We start from the raw sequence: 16,332 nt of genomic DNA, 5'->3' as shown, positions 1-16,332 counted from the left end.
ACCTCCGGTGTCGCTCCGGCTCCGTCGTTCGACGACGGGTTGAACGTCCAGCGCGTGCTGGCCGCGGTCGAACGCAGCGCCGACGACCAGAGCCGGATGACGGCGATCGAGGAGGTGTGACGGAGCCCGCCACCCACCGGGTGCACACCCGGTGAGCGGGCCCCGTCACCCGCGTGGCGGGCGCGCGAACCGAGTTCGCACGCCCGCCACGCGGCCGACGACGACGGCTCTCAGTCCAGGACGACGATCTGGCGCAGGACCTCACCGCCCCTGAGCGCCGCCACGGCGTCGTTCAGGTCGGCCAGCTTGATACGGGAGCTGATCATGCTCTCCAGGTCGAGCTTGCCCGCCTTGTAGAGCCCGGCGAAGAACGGGAAGTCGCGCCGGACGTCCGAGCCGCCGTACAGCGAGCTGAGAATGTTCTTGCCCTCGAACAATAGGTTGAAGGCGCTCAACGGGACGTTGTCGTCCATCGCGCCCGCGCCCACCACGATCGTGTCACCACCCCGGCGGGTCGCCTGCCAGGCCGTCATGATGGCGGCGGACTTGCCGACGGCCTCGAAGCCGTAGTCGAACCCGGCCCCGCCGGTGAGCGTGCCGACCGCGTCCATGAGCTGGTCGGGGGTGATGGCGTGGGTCGCGCCGACCTTCTTGGCGAGGGCGTGCTTGGACTCCAGGGGGTCGATCGCGAGGATCGTGGTGGCGCCGGAGATGCGGGCGCCCTGGATCACCGACAGGCCGATACCGCCCGCGCCGACCACGGCGACGGTCGAGCCCGCCCTCACCTTGGCCGTGTTCAGCGCCGCGCCGACGCCGGTGGTGATCCCGCAGCCGATGAGGGCCGCGGCCTCGAACGGCACGTCGGAATCGACCTTGATCGCCCCCTGCCAGGGTACGACGATCTCCTCGGACCAGGTGCCGCACCCGGCCATGCCGAACGCCGGGGTGTCGCCGCCGTAGCGGAAACGGGCGTTGACGAAGCTGTCCATCACGTACGTCATGCACAGGAAAGGCTGGTTCACCAGGCAGTTCGCGCAGCTGCCGCAGGCCGGGGTCCAGTTGACGATGACGTGGTCGCCGGGTTGTACCGAGGTCACGTGGTCACCGACCTCGACGACCTCTCCCGCCCCCTCGTGGCCGGGGACGACCGGCAACGGCATGGGCAGCACGCCGCTGATCACCGACAGGTCCGAATGGCAGACGCCGGTGGCCCTGATCTTGACACGGACATCCGTCGGGCCCATCGGCGCGAGGGTGAGGTCGTCGCGGATGTCGAGCTTGTCGTCGCCGACGGCATGTAGAAGCGCACCACGCATGGGGGGTCCTCCTAGTTCTCCTCAAGGGAGAGTGCGGCTTTGGGGCAGGACCGGACCGCGTGCCGGACGCGGTCCAGCATCTCCGGCGGCGGCTCAGGCAGCAGCACGTGCAGCTGGTCGTCGTCGTCGAGCTCGAAGACCTCCGGGGCGAGTCCCGTGCAGATCGCATTGGCCTCGCAGACCAGATAGTCGACTTTGATTTTCATATGGGCCTCCTAACCGGGAATGGCGAGCTTACGGTGATCCCAGGAGATCACTCGACTCGGCTCGACCACGAAGGCGACCCTTTTACGGCCGGTGTGGGCCACGTACTCGGTGAGTGACTCCTCCGCGTCGGGCATCCCGGCCATCCGTCTGGTCACGTCCATGCCGATGCCGAGGACGCCGTCGAGGTCGTCGATCCTGCGCGCCACCCCGTAGACGAGGACACCGCGCAGGTCGGAGTATTCGTCTCCGGCCTCGATCAGGCAGCTCACCCGGGCGTCGCGCTGGATGTTGAGCGTCTTCTGCGCCTTGCCGTAGGTCCAGAACGAGATCCTGCCCTCGGTCAGCCCGTAGAACATGGTCACCATGTGTGGTGTTCCGTCGGGGTTGATCGTGCCGAGTTGCAGCTTCCGAGACTCGGCGATGAAGGCCGTCACCTCGTCGTCGGTCATCACGATGCGGGCGCGCTGGTTCACGGTGCAAAGTAGAACACGTTCCACAAGGTCGGGCAAGGGGAGTCGGAATGTTGTTCGGTCTCGGTAGTCTGCTGCGATGAGCATCGCCACCATGCCGGCCGACCTGCTGTACGTCGCCCAGCGCGCCAAGGGTTTCATGCCACCCGAGGAAGGAATCGCGCTGTTCGAGACCGCCGCCGAGTACGGCCCACGGGGCCCGATCTGCGAGATCGGCAGTTACTGCGGGAAGTCCGCCGTCTACCTCGGGGCGGGGGCGCGGCAGGCGGGGTCCGTCGTCTTCACCGTGGACCACCACCGGGGCTCCGAGGAGATCCAGCCGGGCTGGGCCCACCACGACCCCACGCTGATGGACCTCCGCTTCGGCAAGATGGACTCGCTGCCCACCTTCCGCACCACCATCGCCTCCGCGGGGCTGGAGGACGAGGTCGTCGCGATCGTCGGCAGCTCCGAGCGCGTCGCCGCGCTGTGGAACACACCGCTCGCGATGCTCTTCATCGACGGCGGCCACTCCGAGGATCCGGTGACCAAGGACTACGAGGGGTGGGCCCCGCACGTCATGCCGGGCGGCGCCCTGGTCTTCCACGACATCTACCCCGACCCGGCCCAGGGCGGGCAGGCTCCGTACCGCGTCCACCAGCGGGCCCTCGCCTCCGGCGCGTTCAAGGAGGTCCGGCAGGAGGGCTCGCTGCGGGTGCTCGAACGGGTCGGATCCGGCATCGGCTGACGGAAAGCGTCGCGTGGAGGTGTGCCGCGAGCGTGCGGCGGAGGTGGGGCGGAAGCGCCGCGTGCAGACCCCGGCCCGCGCCGACGATCACCAGGGCGAAGAACAGCCCGAAGACGACAGAAAGGTGGACCAGCAGCCCGTAGACCGTCGCCGTGGCGAGACCGAACACGACCTGCTCACGTGGCCTGGCGGGGGAGGTGCCCGGTTCGACGATCACGTATCCGGCGTAGAGGGCGAAGGCCGTCCCGGTCATCGGCAGCAGCGCGCTCACCGTCGACACGTCGGTCAGCGCGCCCCTGACGAGCGCCTGCAGGGCGAACCCGCCCGTCCAGCCCATGAGCAGCGGCAGCCTACCCGCGAGCCTGGCGTTCATCACCGTGCCCCAGACGAGTACGGTGAGCGGCACGATCAGGTCGAACGGCCCCGAGACCCACGCGGTGAACTGGTACGCCGGAGCGAGGCCGACCCACGGGAACAGCAGCAGCACGGCGACGATCCCGAAGGCGGCCGGGTTCAGGAACGGGCTCCCCGGCGCGTCCTCGGCCCTTCGCCCCTGCTCCAAGGTCTCCGGTGCTTTCATGCGGAAGACGTACGTGCCGCCGACGCCGATGAGGACGGCGAGCGCGATCGGCATCAGGTGCCCGTTGCCGTACAGCAGCATCGCGCAGAGCAGGCCGCACACGTAGGACGGCAGGAGGAAGCCGACGACCCGGGCGCGGGGCACCCCGAGATAGCGGGGCCGGCGTCGCCGCGACCACGCCTCCACGGTCTCCAGCGCGAGTTCGGCGGTCACGCCGGTGAGCACGCCGGCCACCGGTGCCAGGCAGGACTGTTCGAACCCGAGCACGGTGTGTCCGAGCACGGTGATCAGGGTGAGGGACCCCGCCAGCCGCCGGAACGCCGTCTCTCGCCTCCGGTCGGCGTTCACGGCCGCCGGATCTCCGAGGCACGGTCGCCGGCGAGCAGGATTTGATGCCAGCCGGGCTCCAGGGACACCGACGCGGTACGCGTGCCGCCGCAGGCGTTTCTCCAGGAGATCTCGACGGGGGCGGTGGGGTTCGGCAGGTCGTCGCCCAGGCCGAAGAGCAGTTCGGGTGCGGAGACGCCGTTGTGGCCGTTGGCGGGGTAGAGCTGCCTGCTCCGCGTGATCCCGCCGGGCAGGCGCACCGCGGCGACGGCACCGATGGCGGGCCGCGTCGGTCCGGGGTGGGCCGCTCCGGCCGCGCCGCAGGCACCGGCGGGGAGGCGGAGCCGCAGGCCCACGAACGGGGCCGTCGGCCCGTGGTTGCTGTAGAGCACCGACGCGGACCACTGGTTGGCGACCGCGAAGTCCAGCCGCCCGTCGTCGTCGACGTCGCCCACGGCGAAGGCCCGGCTGACCGCACCCCCGCCGTCCCCGCCGTCCCTGTCCCCGCCGGCGCCGTCGACCCCGGCTCGCCGCGCCACGTCCACGTAGCGGCCGTCCGGCCCCCTGGTGAAGAAGGTGTTGGTCTCGCGACCCGACAGGTCGTCGCCGACCTTCAGATCCGGCCACAGCGAGGGACGGGAGAGGAACAGGTCGTTGGCCGACTCCGCCTCCCGCAGCCGCGCCCACCGGTCGGCCTCACCCCTGACGAACCCGGTCGCGTGCATGATCTCGTCGATGCCGTCGTTGTCGAAATCCGCGGCCTTGACGTCCCAGGACCAGCCGCTGCGGCTCAGCCCCAGCTCCTCGCCGAGGTCGTCGTACGGCGCGTGCCCCTCGTGCAGCCCTCCTCGCCGTGACACGAAGGCGAAGTCGCCCTCGCGCGGCGCGGGGTCCCCGCTGAGGTTGCTCACCAGGATGTCCGGCCTGCCGTCGGCGTTGAGGTCGGTGAAGGCGACCCCCATCCCCCTGAACGAGTCGCGGCCGAGGACCCGCGAGGAGGGAGTCGCCAGATGCCGGGTGCCGCTCGCCTCGGTGAACCGGACCCTGCCGGGCGCCGACTCGTTGACCAGCAGGTGGTCGGGGCCGAAGTCGTTGGCCACGTACAGTTCGGGCCGTCCGTCGCCGTCCAGGTCCTGGGTGCCCAGTGCGAGGGTCCAGCCCCGGCCCTCGCCCGCGACCTCGTCGAACACCCCCTTCTCCTCGGTGAACAGCGCGGGTCCCGTCGCCCGGTAGAGCCGTCCGCCGCCCCCGTTGGCCGCGGCGGACGGCGAGTCGGGCATCACTGTGTCGCCGCTGTCGCCGCTGTCGTCACGGTCGTCGTGGTCGCCGCTGTCGCCTTGGTCGCCGCCCAGCACCCTGACCCCGTCGGGGAAGTAGTTGCCGAAGACGAGGTCGAGGCGGCCGTCCCCGTCGAAGTCTCCGGCCGTGGCGGCGCTGGTGTTCCAGATCTCCGGCTCGGCGGTGAGCGAACGGTGACGGAAGGCCGCACCGGACGGGGGCTCGCCGGGGACGCGCAGGAACAGGGAGGGGGAGCGGCCCCAGTAGTAGACGACCAGGTCCTCCCAGCCGTCCTGGTCGAGATCGGCGGGCAGGCACCCGGTCGGCGCCTCGTACCGTCTGCGCTCCGGGGGGACCAGTGTGAACGGCCGGTAGCGGCGCGGGGTCCCCGGCGCGGGCCTGACGGTCACCGTGTCGCGGCGGGGGTCGACCAGGCACAGGTCGTCGGCGACGACCTCGCCGTCCACGTCGAACAGGGCCACCCCGGCGCCCAGCGACGACGCCGGGCTCCCGAGGCGCGCGTACCCCGGCGCGACCGGCCGCAGGAGACGGTCACCGGCCCGTGAGGGAGGGTTCAGCGGTCTCGCGTGGAAGGAGAAGGCGGCGGACGCCTCCACGGCCGAGGTGTCCGGCAGGGCGGTCAGCCTCCACCCGGCGGTCGCGGACACCAGGGCGAGGAATCCCGCCGCGCATCTGCGAACCCCACCGCCCCTCCGAGTCACGGACCCGAACGTAGTGAGCCGCATTCAGCCCTTCAAGCACCGCGTTTCTGGTTCCGTGCAAAGAAACCGCCGGAGGTTCAGCTCCTGGAGCGGGCGTGGCTGCAGCCGCACGCGGCGGTGGGACGGTCGGTCACGTACCCGCCCGCGTCGCGGAAGATGCCCGAGGCGGGGGTGTGCCCGTCCAGCGCGTCGGCGGCGAGCACGACCGCGGCCGCGGTGTAGGCCGAGCGCTCGTGCGGGAAGTGCTTGCCGTTCACGAACTGCCAGCCGGTCCAGTACGAACCGTCCTCGTGCCGCAGGTGCTGCATGTCGGAGAAGAGCCGCAGCGCCCGTCCCCGGTCGCCCAGGGCGTCGAGGGCGAGCACCAGCTCGCACGTCTCCGCGCCGGTCACCCACGGCTGGTCGGAGACGCAGCGGATGCCGAGCCCCGCCTCCACGAACGTGTCCCACTCCTCGGCGAGCCGTGTCTCCGCGGCCTGGCCGCGCACCGCGCCGCCCAGGATCGGGTAGTACCAGTCCATCGAGAAGCGGCTCTTGTCGGCGAACGCCTCGGGGTGGGCGGCCAGCACGTGGCCGAGCTGGTCGGCGGCGAGCTCCCAGTCGGGCTGCGGGTCACCCAGGTGCTCGCCGAGCAGCACACCGCAGCGCAGAGCCTGGTGGATGGAGGCGCAACCGGTCAGCAGGGCGTACGCGGCGGGCCTGCCGTCGGCCGCGCGCTCCCAGACGATCTCACCCCGGGTGGTCTGCAGGCCGACCACGAAGTCCAGCGCCGTCCGGACGACCGGCCACATCCGCCGGGCGAAGTCCTCGTCCCCGGTCACCAGGAGTTCGTGCCAGACGCCGACCGCGACGTAGGCGGCGTGGTTGGACTCCCCACCCTGCTCGACGGCCTCGCCGCCGACGAGTTTCATCGGCCAGGAACCGTCGGCCCGCTGGGTGCGGACGAGCCAGTCGTACCCGCGGCGTACCGGGCCGGTCAGCCCCGCCACGCTCATCGCCATCAGGCACTCGATGTGGTTCCAGGCGTCCACGTGTCCCTCGGGCCACGGGACGCCGCCGTCGGCCTCCTGCACCGCCGCGATGCTCCGGGCGGTGCGGACGACCTCTTCCCACTCCATGCAGCCGCTCACTGCCCCTCCTTCGGAGGTCACGCGGGCTTGCGGACGTAGAGCACCACGCTCTTGCCGATGAGCGGGTTGAGTACGGCCTCGGCGATCCTGGTGGCGGCGGGGCGCTTCATGATGTCCCAGACCAGCAGCTCGTGGTACGCCTTGGCGAGCGGATGGTCGTCGTTGTCGACGCCGACCGCGCACTTGATCCACCAGTAGGGCGCGTGCAGGCCGTGGGCGTGGTGGTGCGGGCCGATGACGAAGCCCGTCGACTTGAGCTTCGCGCTCAGCTCGGCGAGCGTGTAGATGCGGACGTGCCCGCCGGGAGCGGTGTGGTACGCCTCGTCGAGTGCCCAGCAGATGCGTTCGGGCAGGAAGCTCGGCACGGTGACGGCCGCCTGGCCGCCCGGCTTGAGCACCCGGAAGATCTCGCGCATCGCGGCCATGTCGTCGGGGATGTGCTCCAGCACCTCCGCGGCGATCACCCGGTCGAAGCCGCCGTCCTCGAACGGCATGTCGAGCGCGTCGCCGGTCACGGTCTCCGCCGTCGCGCCCGGCGGCACCTCCCCGGCCTTGTCCATCGCGGAGAACATGCTCGCCACGCCCTCCAGCTCCCTGGCGTCCATGTCGAAGGCCACCACGTCGGCGCCGCGCCGCAGCACTTCGAAGGCGTGCCGTCCGCCGCCACAGCCCAGGTCCAGGACTCGGGTCCCCGGACCCACGGGCAACCGGTCGAAGTCGACAGTCAGCACTCGCCGCTCCTTGTGAGAGGTGGTCGTTTCAGGGTGTCGCTCACTTCGGTCGTCTCAGGGGGTCGTTCACTTCGCCCGGCGGGCCTGGATGGCCTCGTGGTAGGCCTCCACGGTCCGCTGGGCGACGACGTTCCAGGTGAAGCGCTCCATGACCCGGTCGTAGCCCTTCTTGCCGACCGCGGCACGCTCCTCGGGGGAGTCGTGCAGGCGGCGCAGCACCGCGGCGAGCTCCTCGGGGTCGCCGGGGGCCACCTGTACGGCGGCGTCGCCGACGACCTCGGGCAGCGCCCCGGTGCGGCTCGCGACGAGCGGGGTGCCGCAGGCCATGTGCTCGACGGCGGGCAGCGAGAAGCCCTCGTAGAGGGAGGGGACGACCGAGATCTCCGAGGTGGCGATGAGCTCGCCCAGTTCGGCGTCGGAGATGCCGTGCACGAACCTGACCCGGTCGTGCAGCGCCAGTTCGCCGACGAGCTTCTCGGTCGGGCCGCCGGGGGTGGGCCTGCTCACCACGGTCAGGTTGACGTCGCGTTCGGTGGCGAGCTTCGCCACGGCCCTCAGCAGCGTCGCGACGCCCTTCATCGGGGAGTCGGCGCTGGCGACCGCGACGATGGACCCCGGCCGCTTGGGAAGCTCCGGGCGCGGGTGGAAGTAGCGGGTGTCGACGCCCAGCGGGATGAGCCGCATGTTCTTCTGCGGCACGTTGAAGTCGCGGTGGATGTCGGCGAGGGACGACTCGCTCACGGTGAGGATCGGGCTGAGCCGGGGCGCGACCTTGGCCTGCATCCGCACGAAGCCGTACCAGCGCCGCATCGGGAGCTTCTTGCGCGGCGTCGCGGCCTTGATCTCGATGCGCCGGTCCACGCTGATCGGGTGGTGGATGGTGCCGACCACGGGGAACAGCTTCTGGATGCCGAGCACGCCGTAGCCGAGGGTCTGGTTGTCCTGCACGACGTCGAAGTCGCCGACGCGCTTCTTCAGCTCGCGGTACGCCCGCATGCTGAAGGTGAGCGGCTCGGGGAACCCGGCGGTCCACATGGTGCCGACTTCGAGCAGGTCGATCCAGTCGCGGTACTCACTCAGCCCGGGGGTGCGAAAGGGGTCCTCGTCGCGGTACAGGTCAAGGCTGGGGATCTTGGTGAGGACGACGCCCTCGTCGAGCTCCGGGTAGGGCTGGCCGGAGAAGACCTCCACGCTGTGCCCGAGGGCGACCAGCTCGCGACTGAGATGGCGCAGGTAGACGCCCTGCCCACCGCAGGTCGGTTTGCTGCGGTACGACAGCAGCGCGACCCGCAGTGATTCAGCACCCGGCACGGCAACCCCCTTCTCAACCTGTCCGAAAAGGGGACAGGTACCGTGAAAGATGACCTTTGTCCTCGGACCCTACCATTCACGAGCCCTGTTGTACCTGATGTGGAATTGTCCCTAGATCGCGCTTCACTGCGTGCGAACTGGGAAGTTAGCCTTATCGAGCGTGATTCGGTGTAACGCGTTCTAGGTGAGTTGTGTCTCAGGGTGATGGTGCCTGCCGGATGCTCTGCGGGTACATTCGCCATCAAACGGCACAAGAACCGGCATAGGTTGCCGCCCCCGCAAGCGAGGAGGACGCGTTGGCCAGGCGCGCGCTGATCACCGGTATCACCGGGCAGGACGGTTCCTATCTGGCCGAGTGCCTGCTCGGTCAGGGCTACGAGGTCTCCGGTCTCGTCCGCGGGCAGGCCAACCCCCGAGTTCCACGTTTCCGCAAGCTCCTGCAGGACGTCCAGCTCGTCCGAGGCGACCTGCTCGACCAGGGGTCGCTGATCTCCGCCGTCGAGAAGGTCCAGCCCGACGAGGTCTACAACCTGGGCGCGATCTCGTTCGTCCCCATGTCGTGGGAGCAGGCCGAGCTCACCGCCGAGGTGACCGGCATGGGTGTGCTGCGCATGCTTGAGGCGATCCGGGTCTGCTCGGGCATCTCCTCCTCGCGTACGGCGGCGGGATCGGGTCAGATCCGCTTCTACCAGGCGTCCTCCTCGGAGATGTTCGGCCAGGTCCGCGAGACCCCGCAGACCGAGATCACCCCCTTCCACCCCCGCTCGCCGTACGGTGTGGCCAAGGCGTACGGGCACTTCCTGACGCAGAACTACCGCGAGTCGTACGGCATGTACGCGGTGTCGGGGATCCTGTTCAACCACGAGTCCCCGCGCAGGGGGGCCGAGTTCGTCACCAGGAAGGTGTCGCTCGGTGTGGCCAGGATCAAGCTCGGCCTCGCCTCCGAGCTGCGCCTGGGCAACATGGAGGCGCGCCGCGACTGGGGATTCGCCGGAGACTACGTCCGCGCGATGCACCTGATGCTCCAGGCGGACACGCCGGAGGACTACGTGATCGGCACCGGTCGCACCCAGACCGTCCGCGACCTCGTGGAGGCGGCCTTCACCGCCGCCGGGCTCGACTGGGAGCGGTACGTCGTCACCGACCAGACCCTGCACCGCCCGGCCGAGGTCGACCTGCTGTGCGCGGACCCGAAGAAGGCCCGCGTCCAGCTCGGCTGGGAGCCCACGGTCGGCTTCGAGGAGCTCGTGGCGATGATGGTCGAGTCGGACGTGAAGCTGCTCTCCGAGGGCGGCGACCCCGACCAGGACTCCTCCTGGCCCTGAGCCGGTCCGGGTATTCAGTAGACGAGTCGTAGCGTCTCGTATTGACAGTGTGCGCGACAGGGGGAATGCTGTGCCATAAGCGAGACGAGACGTCTCGTCACTCATGTGATTCCGTCGGCCCCTCGCCAAAAGGTCTCGACGGACCCCCGAGGGCATCCCGGCAGAATTCCGAATTCCGACAGAGGAGAAACCATGTCCCGACGCGCGCACATCGCGATGGTCAGCATCCCCGCGCCGGGCCACGTGAACCCGAGCATCGAAGTGATCAGGGAGTTGGTGGCGCGAGGGCACCGGGTGACCTACGCCAACGACCCCTCCTACGCCGACGTGATCACCGGCGCCGGGGCCGAACTCGTCCCGTACACCTCGACCCTGCCCATGGGAGACAGCGCCAAGTGGCCGGAGGACACGGTCGCGCAGCTCGACGTCTTCCTCGGCGACGCGATCTCGATGCTGCCGCAGCTCCGCGCCGCGTACGAGAACGACCGGCCCGACCTGTTCCTCTACGACATCGGCGGCTACACCGCCCGGGTGCTCGCGGAGAACTGGGACATCCCCCTGATGCAGCTCTCGCCGACGTACGTGGCCTGGGAGGGCTACCGGGAGGAGATGGCGCCGATGGTCGAGGAGCTGAAGAAGGCTCCGGGCGGGGCCGAGCACTACCGGCGGTTCGACGAGTGGCTGCATGACAACGGCATCCGCGACACCGACTCCCACGACTTCGGAGGCCGTCCGCCGCGGGCGCTCGCGCTCATCCCGAAGATCATGCAGCCCAACGCCGACCGGGTCGACCCCGCCAGGATCACCTTCACCGGGCCCTGCTTCGCCACCCGCACCCACCAGGAGCCCTGGGTCCGGCCCGAGGGTGCGGAGAAGGTGCTGCTCGTCTCCCTGGGGTCGGCCTTCACCAACCTGCCGGACTTCTACCGCTCCTGCCTGGCCGCCTTCGGGGACCTGCCCGGCTGGCACGTCGTCCTGCAGGTCGGGAGGTTCGTGGACCGGGCGGAACTCGGCGCGATCCCCGCCAACGTCGAGGTGCACTCCTGGGTCTCGCAGCTCTCGATCCTGGAGCGGGCCGACGCGTTCGTCACCCACGCGGGCATGGGCGGCAGCCAGGAGGGCCTGTACTGCGGCGTCCCGATGATCGCCGTCCCGCAGGCCGTCGACCAGTTCGGCAACGCCGACAGGCTCGTGGAACTCGGGGTCGGCCGCAGGATCGACACCGAGGACGCCACCCCGGAGGCGTTGCGCGCCGCCCTGCTCGACCTCACCTCCGACCCGGAGGTGGCGGCTCGGCTGGCGAAGCTCAGGGACGAGGTCCGGGGTGAGGGCGGCACCGTCCGCGCGGCCGACCTGATCGAGGAACTGCTTTGACCTCCTCCCCGGCCTGAAGGGCCGGGGATTCTCCCGTCGCGTCGCGGCTGAGCGGCGCGTGGGGGTTGACGCGCAGCCCTCAGGCCGGCGGTGCGGCGGTGCGGCCCGCCAGGCGTTCGTGGCGTTGCTTGGCCGCCTGGGGGGTGGCGAGGCCGAGGCCGAACGCGATCTCCTGCCAGGTGAGGCCGCGGCCCCGCGCCATGAGGAGAAGCGCGGCCTCAAGCTCGTCCATCTCCGCGCGGGCCCTGGGCAGAAGGGTGAGGGCGGCGGTGATGTCGGCGTGGTCCACCTCCGGCTCACCCTCCTCGGGGTGGGCGCTGCCGCTCAGCAGGAACGTCACGAGCCTGACGGCCTCGTGGGCCCCGAGGACCGTGGGGTGGACCTGCCGGAGGCGCTGGGACTCGTCGGTCGCGTGGCGCTCGGCGATGCGCGAGAGGGAGGCGTACTCGCGGTGCGTCCGGGTCAGGGCGGGGTCGGGAGCGGTGAAGGGGTCGGATGATCCGTCGTGATGAGCGGGCATGCGACCAGGATGATCCAAAGCACAATCTATTGTCAACAATCTAAGTTCAACAGAATGTTTAAACGATGGGTGTGGTGCCACCCCGGCGACCCGTCGACCGGGGCGGGGAGGCGTAGGGGGAGACACGGGAGACACGGGAGACACGGGAGACACGGGAGACACGGACGAGGGCCGCGAGGTCCATCGAGGGCCATGGGAAAACACGGGAGGACGCGGGGGGACTCGATGGGACGCGGGGAGATTCGCCCGGTTTCTTTAGTGGCGCCACAGTGGCGCCACCGCGAGCCGGATGCTCCGACGGCACCACTGTGAGCCGCCGGTGTGAGCCGGATTCTCCGGTGCCTCCGACATGGGAGGGCGGCCCTCCCATGTCGTGTCCGGTGTCGCCCGACCTCAGCCGACGGTGACCGGCAGGTCCTTGATGCCGTTGATGAAGTTGGACCGCAGGCGGCGGGCCTCGCCCGCCTGCTCCAGGTTGGGCAGCCGCTCGGCCAGCACATCGAACAGCACCCGCAGCTCCAGCTTGGCGAGGTGGTTGCCCAGGCAGAAGTGCGCGCCGCCGCCGCCGAAGCCGATGTGCGGGTTGGGGTCGCGGCCGATGTCGAAGACGCCGGGGTCGGCGAACACCTCCTCGTCCCGGTTGGCGGAGCTGTAGAAGATCACGACCTTGTCGTCCTCCTTCACCTCCTGCCCGCCGATCGTCGTGTCGGCGGTGGCCGTACGGCGGAAGAGGTTCACCGGGGCGACCCAGCGGACGATCTCGTCGGCGGCGGTGCGGGCGAGAGAGCGGTCGGCGACGAGGCGCCGCCACTGCTCGGGGTTCTCGAAGAAGGCGAGCATGCCGCCCGAGGCGGCGTTACGGGTGGTCTCGTTGCCCGCCACCACGAGCAGCAGCACGAACAGGTCGAACTCCTCCTCGGTGAGGGTCTCCCCGGCGGCGTCGGGCATGATCAGCTTGGTGACGATGTCCTCGCGGGGCTGGGCGCGCCGCTCGGCGGCGAGGGTGTTGGCGTAGGCGTAGACCTCCATCGCCGCGTTCGTGCCCTCTTCGGGATCGGCCGCGTAGTCGGGGTCCTCGGCCCCGATCATCTGGTTGGACCAGTTGAAGATCTTGTCGCGATCCTCGACGGGGGCGCCGAGCAGCTCGCAGATCACGTACAGCGGGAGCGGGGCGGCGATGTCCCTGACGAAGTCGACCGAGCCGCGTCCCTTCGCCTCGTCCACCAGCTCGTGGCAGATGTCGCGGATGTGCCCCTCCAGGGCGTTCATCATGCGCGGGGTGAAGCCCCGGTTGACCAGGGAGCGCCGCCGGGTGTGCTCCGGTGGGTCCTGGTTGAGCATCATCAGCCGCTGGAGGGCCCTCTGGTCCTCGGGGATCTCGTTGAAGAGCGCGAGCTTCCTGCTCGACGAGAACAGGTCGGAGCGGCGGGAGACCTGCACCACGTCGGCGTGCTTGGTGACCGCCCAGAAGCCCGGCCATCCCCGCTCGGCGTCGCCCGGGTGCGCGTAGACCGGCGCGTTCGCCCGCAGCCAGGCCAGCTGTTCGTAGGGTGCGCCGTTCTGCCAGTAGAAGTCCTGGTCGACCAGATCGATATCCAATGGTCCTCCTGCGAACCGGTCGGCGTTTTCGTGACACGGTTCATATCGGCGCGATTTTGGGGGTGCGGTCAGCGGCGTACCCTCACGCGTTCGCCGAGAATCCATCGCGAACGTGGCGATCGCGGGACTTTTTGCTGCTCCCGCCTTCCGCTCCGGGCACGCCGAGTTACCGAGTGCCTGAGCGGGCGCTCGGCGATTCTTCTTTCTGGAACGTGTTCTATTACGGTAAGGGGGTCTCGTCAAGTCGGAGCCCGTACGGCGGCCGCGATCAGGGGACGGCGAGCTTGACGATCGTGTAGGACCCGCCGGCTTCGGCGTCGATGGTGATGACGTCACCGTCGCGACGCGGGGTGACGATCCCGCCGCGCTCGTCCTCGACGTGGTGTCGGCCACCGACCATGGCGGCGCGGACCCTGAGGGGGCCCGACGTCCCGGCGTGCACGGTGACCCTGTCGGCGTCGCCGTCCCGCCACGAGACGTCCACGGTCACGTCGCCCCGGGCGCGCAGGCCGGTCACCGAACCGGTGGGCCAGGCGGACGGCAGTGCGGGCAGCACGTGGACCGTGCCGTGTCCGCTCTGCAGCAGCATCTCGGCCATGCCGGAGGCGGCGCCGAAGTTGCCGTCGATCTGGAACGGCGGGTGGGTGTCCCACAGGTTGTCCAGAGTGGAGCCGCCGAGCTGTTCGACGAGCATCCTGTGCGCGCGGTCACCGTCCAGCAGGCGGGCCCAAAAGTTGATCTTCCACGCCTTGCTCCAGCCGGTGCCGCCGTCGCCCCGCGCGGTGAGCGAGATCCCGGCCGCCTCGGCCTCCGGGGTGCCGGCGACGATCTGCCGTCCGGGGTGCAGTGCGAACAGGTGGGAGACGTGCCGGTGGGTGTCGCCCGGGTCGTCGAGGTCCTCCTTCCACTCCTGGAGCTGTCCCCAGCACCCGATGCGGATCCCCGGGTCGAGCATGGCCAGCGCGGCCGTCACCTCGGCCTGGAAGGCCGTGTCGGTCCTCAGTGTCTTCGCCGCCTCCAGGGTGTCGGTCAGCAGTTGGAAGACGATCTGCTGGGACATCGAGGCGCCCGCCGTGAAGTCGCCGTGCTCGGGGGAGTAGCCGGGGGAGACCACCAGCCCACCGTCACGAGGGTCGGTGTGGAGGGTGTCCAGCCAGAACTCGGCCGCGCCCTTCATCACCGGGTACGCGGTCTCGCGCAGATACTCGACGTCGCCGCAGAAACGGTAGTGGTCGTACATCCGCAGGGTGAGCCACGCCGCCGCCTCGGGGAACCAGAACGCGGTGGCCCAGTCGTGCACGCCGGTGAAGCCGAACGGGTTGGTCTCGTTGTGCACCACCCAGCCGCGCGCCCCGAACATCTCCCGCGCGGTCCTCTCACCAGGAGCGACCAGCGACCGGATGTAGCGGTCGTACGGCTCGGTCGTCTCGGCGAGGTTGGTCTGCTCGGCGAGCCAGTAGTTCATCTGCAGGTTGATGTTGACGTGGTAGTCGGCCGCCCAGGGAGGATCGACGGAGTCGTTCCACACGCCCTGCAGGTTCGCCGGGAGCGACCCCTCCCTGGAGGAGGCGATCAGCAGGTAGCGGCCGTAGGCGAAGAACATCGCCTCCAGCGCCCGGTCGTCGGCCGAGGCGCCGCCGGTGTAGGCCGCGCGCAGCCTGTCGGTCGGGACGGCCGGGGTCCTCTGCCCGAGGTCGAGCCCGACCCGGTCGAACAGCCTGCGGTGGTCGGCCCGGTGCTCGGCCCTGAGCTCCTCGTACGACCTGCGGGAGGCCCCGTCGACCGCCCCGGTCACCGCGGCGTGCGGGTCCGCGGTCCGGTAGGCCGGGTAGACGTCGGAGTGGTCGGTGCCCGCAGACAGGACGAACACCGCGCTGTCGGCGCCCGTGACGGTGATCTCGTCGGTGCCGTCGGTGCGGGTGCCGCCCCGGGCGATCACCTGGACCTGCGCCTCGAACCTCATGCCGTTGTCGGCGAGGACGCCCCTCACGGTGAGGCGGCCCTCGGAGACCGAGACCTGTCTGTCGTCCCTGTCGTCGCGGGGCGAGGAGGTGCGCAGCGTGAAGGAGACCTCGCCGCCCCTGTCGGCGGAGAGCCTGCCGACGACGACGTTTCCCGGGTGGCTGGCGAAGTACTCGCGGGAGTGGGTCACCCCGTTCGCGGTGTAACCGACCCTGGCGACCGCCTCGCGCAGGTCCAGCTCCCTGCGGTAACCGGTGACGGCGCCCCCGGGGAACTCGGGGCCGTCGTGCATGTCCAGCCATAGGTCCCCGAAAGTCTGGTAGGCACCGAATCCGCTCCTGGGTTGCCCGAGCCTCGCCGCCACCGCCTCGGGGGACATCGCGCCGTCGCGGTCGATCCGCGCCCTGATCTCGGCGATCGCGTCCGGCCTCGGGGAGGTCCAGTTGCCGAAGTCGTAGCCGTTCGCTCCGGGGCCGCCGGTCCACAGCGACTTCTCGTTGAACTGGATCCGCTCGCCGCCGACGCCGCCGAACACCGTGGCACCCAGCGCGCCGTTGCCGATCGGTAACGCCTGGGTTTCCCAGTCGGCGGCCGGTCTGTCGTACCAGAGCGTCAAGTCATCGGGTGTATCCGAGCGTGTCACGTTCAACCCTTCCGGCCGCGGTTCCCCCTCGATGGTGGAGGAGATGTTTCGATCGGTGAGGGTTGACACCGAGGTTTGGTGTCGTTAAACATCACGGAACAAGACATCCG

General features: G+C 70.0%; 14 protein-coding genes. 3 read left to right on the top strand and 11 right to left on the bottom strand.

Annotation, left to right across the window (positions count from 1 at the left end; translation table 11 throughout):
- Window positions 1–230: 230 nt before the first annotated feature.
- Genes ABT352_RS39865 through ABT352_RS39855 form a run of 3 tightly spaced genes read right to left on the bottom strand, consistent with a single transcriptional unit; the run spans window position 231 to window position 1,996 of the window.
- Window positions 231–1,316: an alcohol dehydrogenase catalytic domain-containing protein gene (locus ABT352_RS39865; RefSeq protein WP_350950258.1), complete on the bottom strand. Its 1,086-nt coding sequence runs from the start codon at window positions 1,314–1,316 to the stop codon at window positions 231–233.
- An 11-nt stretch (window positions 1,317–1,327) separates the two neighbouring features.
- The gene (locus tag ABT352_RS39860; RefSeq protein WP_350950257.1) at window positions 1,328–1,522 is read right to left on the bottom strand and encodes a ferredoxin; all 195 of its coding nucleotides are present in this window, start codon (window positions 1,520–1,522) and stop codon (window positions 1,328–1,330) included.
- Between the two features lie 9 nt (window positions 1,523–1,531).
- Entirely contained in the window at window positions 1,532–1,996 is a 465-nt protein-coding gene (locus ABT352_RS39855; protein WP_350950256.1) for a pyridoxamine 5'-phosphate oxidase family protein, read from the bottom strand.
- Between the two features lie 76 nt (window positions 1,997–2,072).
- On the opposite strand from ABT352_RS39855, the gene ABT352_RS39850 reads away from it, so the two are divergent.
- Window positions 2,073–2,720 (top strand): class I SAM-dependent methyltransferase, encoded by a 648-nt coding sequence (locus ABT352_RS39850; RefSeq protein ID WP_350950255.1) that lies wholly within the window; start codon window positions 2,073–2,075, stop codon window positions 2,718–2,720.
- On the opposite strand, the gene ABT352_RS39845 is transcribed toward ABT352_RS39850, so the two are convergent.
- From ABT352_RS39845 to ABT352_RS39825, 5 genes are all read right to left on the bottom strand, one after another.
- Window positions 2,656–3,648: an enediyne biosynthesis protein UnbU gene (locus tag ABT352_RS39845; RefSeq protein WP_350950254.1), complete on the bottom strand. Its 993-nt coding sequence runs from the start codon at window positions 3,646–3,648 to the stop codon at window positions 2,656–2,658. The genes ABT352_RS39850 and ABT352_RS39845 overlap by 65 nt on opposite strands.
- The gene (locus ABT352_RS39840; RefSeq protein ID WP_350950253.1) at window positions 3,645–5,627 is read right to left on the bottom strand and encodes a CRTAC1 family protein; all 1,983 of its coding nucleotides are present in this window, start codon (window positions 5,625–5,627) and stop codon (window positions 3,645–3,647) included. The genes ABT352_RS39845 and ABT352_RS39840 overlap by 4 nt, the downstream gene beginning before the upstream one ends.
- Before the next feature lie 77 nt (window positions 5,628–5,704).
- Window positions 5,705–6,745, bottom strand: a complete 1,041-nt coding sequence (locus ABT352_RS39835; RefSeq protein WP_502992951.1) for a prenyltransferase — start codon at window positions 6,743–6,745, stop codon at window positions 5,705–5,707.
- Between the two features lie 29 nt (window positions 6,746–6,774).
- On the bottom strand, window positions 6,775–7,488 hold the full coding sequence (locus ABT352_RS39830) for a class I SAM-dependent methyltransferase (RefSeq protein WP_350950251.1): 714 nt from the start codon (window positions 7,486–7,488) through the stop codon (window positions 6,775–6,777).
- A 66-nt stretch (window positions 7,489–7,554) separates the two neighbouring features.
- A complete protein-coding gene (locus ABT352_RS39825) occupies window positions 7,555–8,799 on the bottom strand; it encodes a glycosyltransferase family 4 protein (RefSeq protein ID WP_350950250.1) in 1,245 nt (414 codons plus the stop codon).
- 296 nt (window positions 8,800–9,095) lie between these two features.
- On the opposite strand from ABT352_RS39825, the gene ABT352_RS39820 reads away from it, so the two are divergent.
- Both ABT352_RS39820 and ABT352_RS39815 read left to right on the top strand, forming a co-directional pair.
- Window positions 9,096–10,124: a GDP-mannose 4,6-dehydratase gene (locus ABT352_RS39820; RefSeq protein ID WP_350950249.1), complete on the top strand. Its 1,029-nt coding sequence runs from the start codon at window positions 9,096–9,098 to the stop codon at window positions 10,122–10,124.
- Between the two features lie 192 nt (window positions 10,125–10,316).
- Window positions 10,317–11,498, top strand: coding sequence for a macrolide family glycosyltransferase (locus ABT352_RS39815; protein ID WP_350950248.1), 1,182 nt, complete (start codon window positions 10,317–10,319; stop codon window positions 11,496–11,498).
- A gap of 79 nt (window positions 11,499–11,577) precedes the next feature.
- Here the strand turns inward: ABT352_RS39815 and ABT352_RS39810 are convergent, their stop codons facing one another.
- The 3 genes from ABT352_RS39810 to ABT352_RS39800 all read right to left on the bottom strand — a co-directional run bounded on the left by ABT352_RS39810 (window position 11,578) and on the right by ABT352_RS39800 (window position 16,195).
- Complete coding sequence (locus tag ABT352_RS39810) at window positions 11,578–12,018, bottom strand: DNA-binding protein (protein ID WP_350950247.1); 441 nt, start codon at window positions 12,016–12,018, stop codon at window positions 11,578–11,580.
- A 393-nt stretch (window positions 12,019–12,411) separates the two neighbouring features.
- Window positions 12,412–13,617: a cytochrome P450 gene (locus tag ABT352_RS39805; protein WP_350950246.1), complete on the bottom strand. Its 1,206-nt coding sequence runs from the start codon at window positions 13,615–13,617 to the stop codon at window positions 12,412–12,414.
- A 268-nt stretch (window positions 13,618–13,885) separates the two neighbouring features.
- Window positions 13,886–16,195, bottom strand: a complete 2,310-nt coding sequence (locus ABT352_RS39800; RefSeq protein WP_350950245.1) for a glycoside hydrolase family 95 protein — start codon at window positions 16,193–16,195, stop codon at window positions 13,886–13,888.
- Between the last annotated feature and the right edge of the window lie 137 nt (window positions 16,196–16,332).

The organism is Streptosporangium sp. NPDC000563 (assembly GCF_040299985.1).
In the GTDB taxonomy this organism is placed as follows: Bacteria; Actinomycetota; Actinomycetes; order Streptosporangiales; family Streptosporangiaceae; genus Streptosporangium.
This window is presented reverse-complemented; position numbering and strand designations above follow the sequence as displayed.

Excerpts from the sequence above, each read along its gene's own strand:
- ABT352_RS39865 (WP_350950258.1), bottom strand. The coding sequence starts at position 1,316 with ATGCGTGGTGCGCTTCTACATGCCGTCGGCGACGACAAGCTCGACATC.
- ABT352_RS39860 (WP_350950257.1), bottom strand. The coding sequence starts at position 1,522 with ATGAAAATCAAAGTCGACTATCTGGTCTGCGAGGCCAATGCGATCTGC.
- ABT352_RS39850 (WP_350950255.1), top strand. The coding sequence starts at position 2,073 with ATGAGCATCGCCACCATGCCGGCCGACCTGCTGTACGTCGCCCAGCGC.
- ABT352_RS39835 (WP_502992951.1), bottom strand. The coding sequence starts at position 6,745 with ATGGAGTGGGAAGAGGTCGTCCGCACCGCCCGGAGCATCGCGGCGGTG.
- ABT352_RS39815 (WP_350950248.1), top strand. The coding sequence starts at position 10,317 with ATGTCCCGACGCGCGCACATCGCGATGGTCAGCATCCCCGCGCCGGGC.
- ABT352_RS39810 (WP_350950247.1), bottom strand. The coding sequence starts at position 12,018 with ATGCCCGCTCATCACGACGGATCATCCGACCCCTTCACCGCTCCCGAC.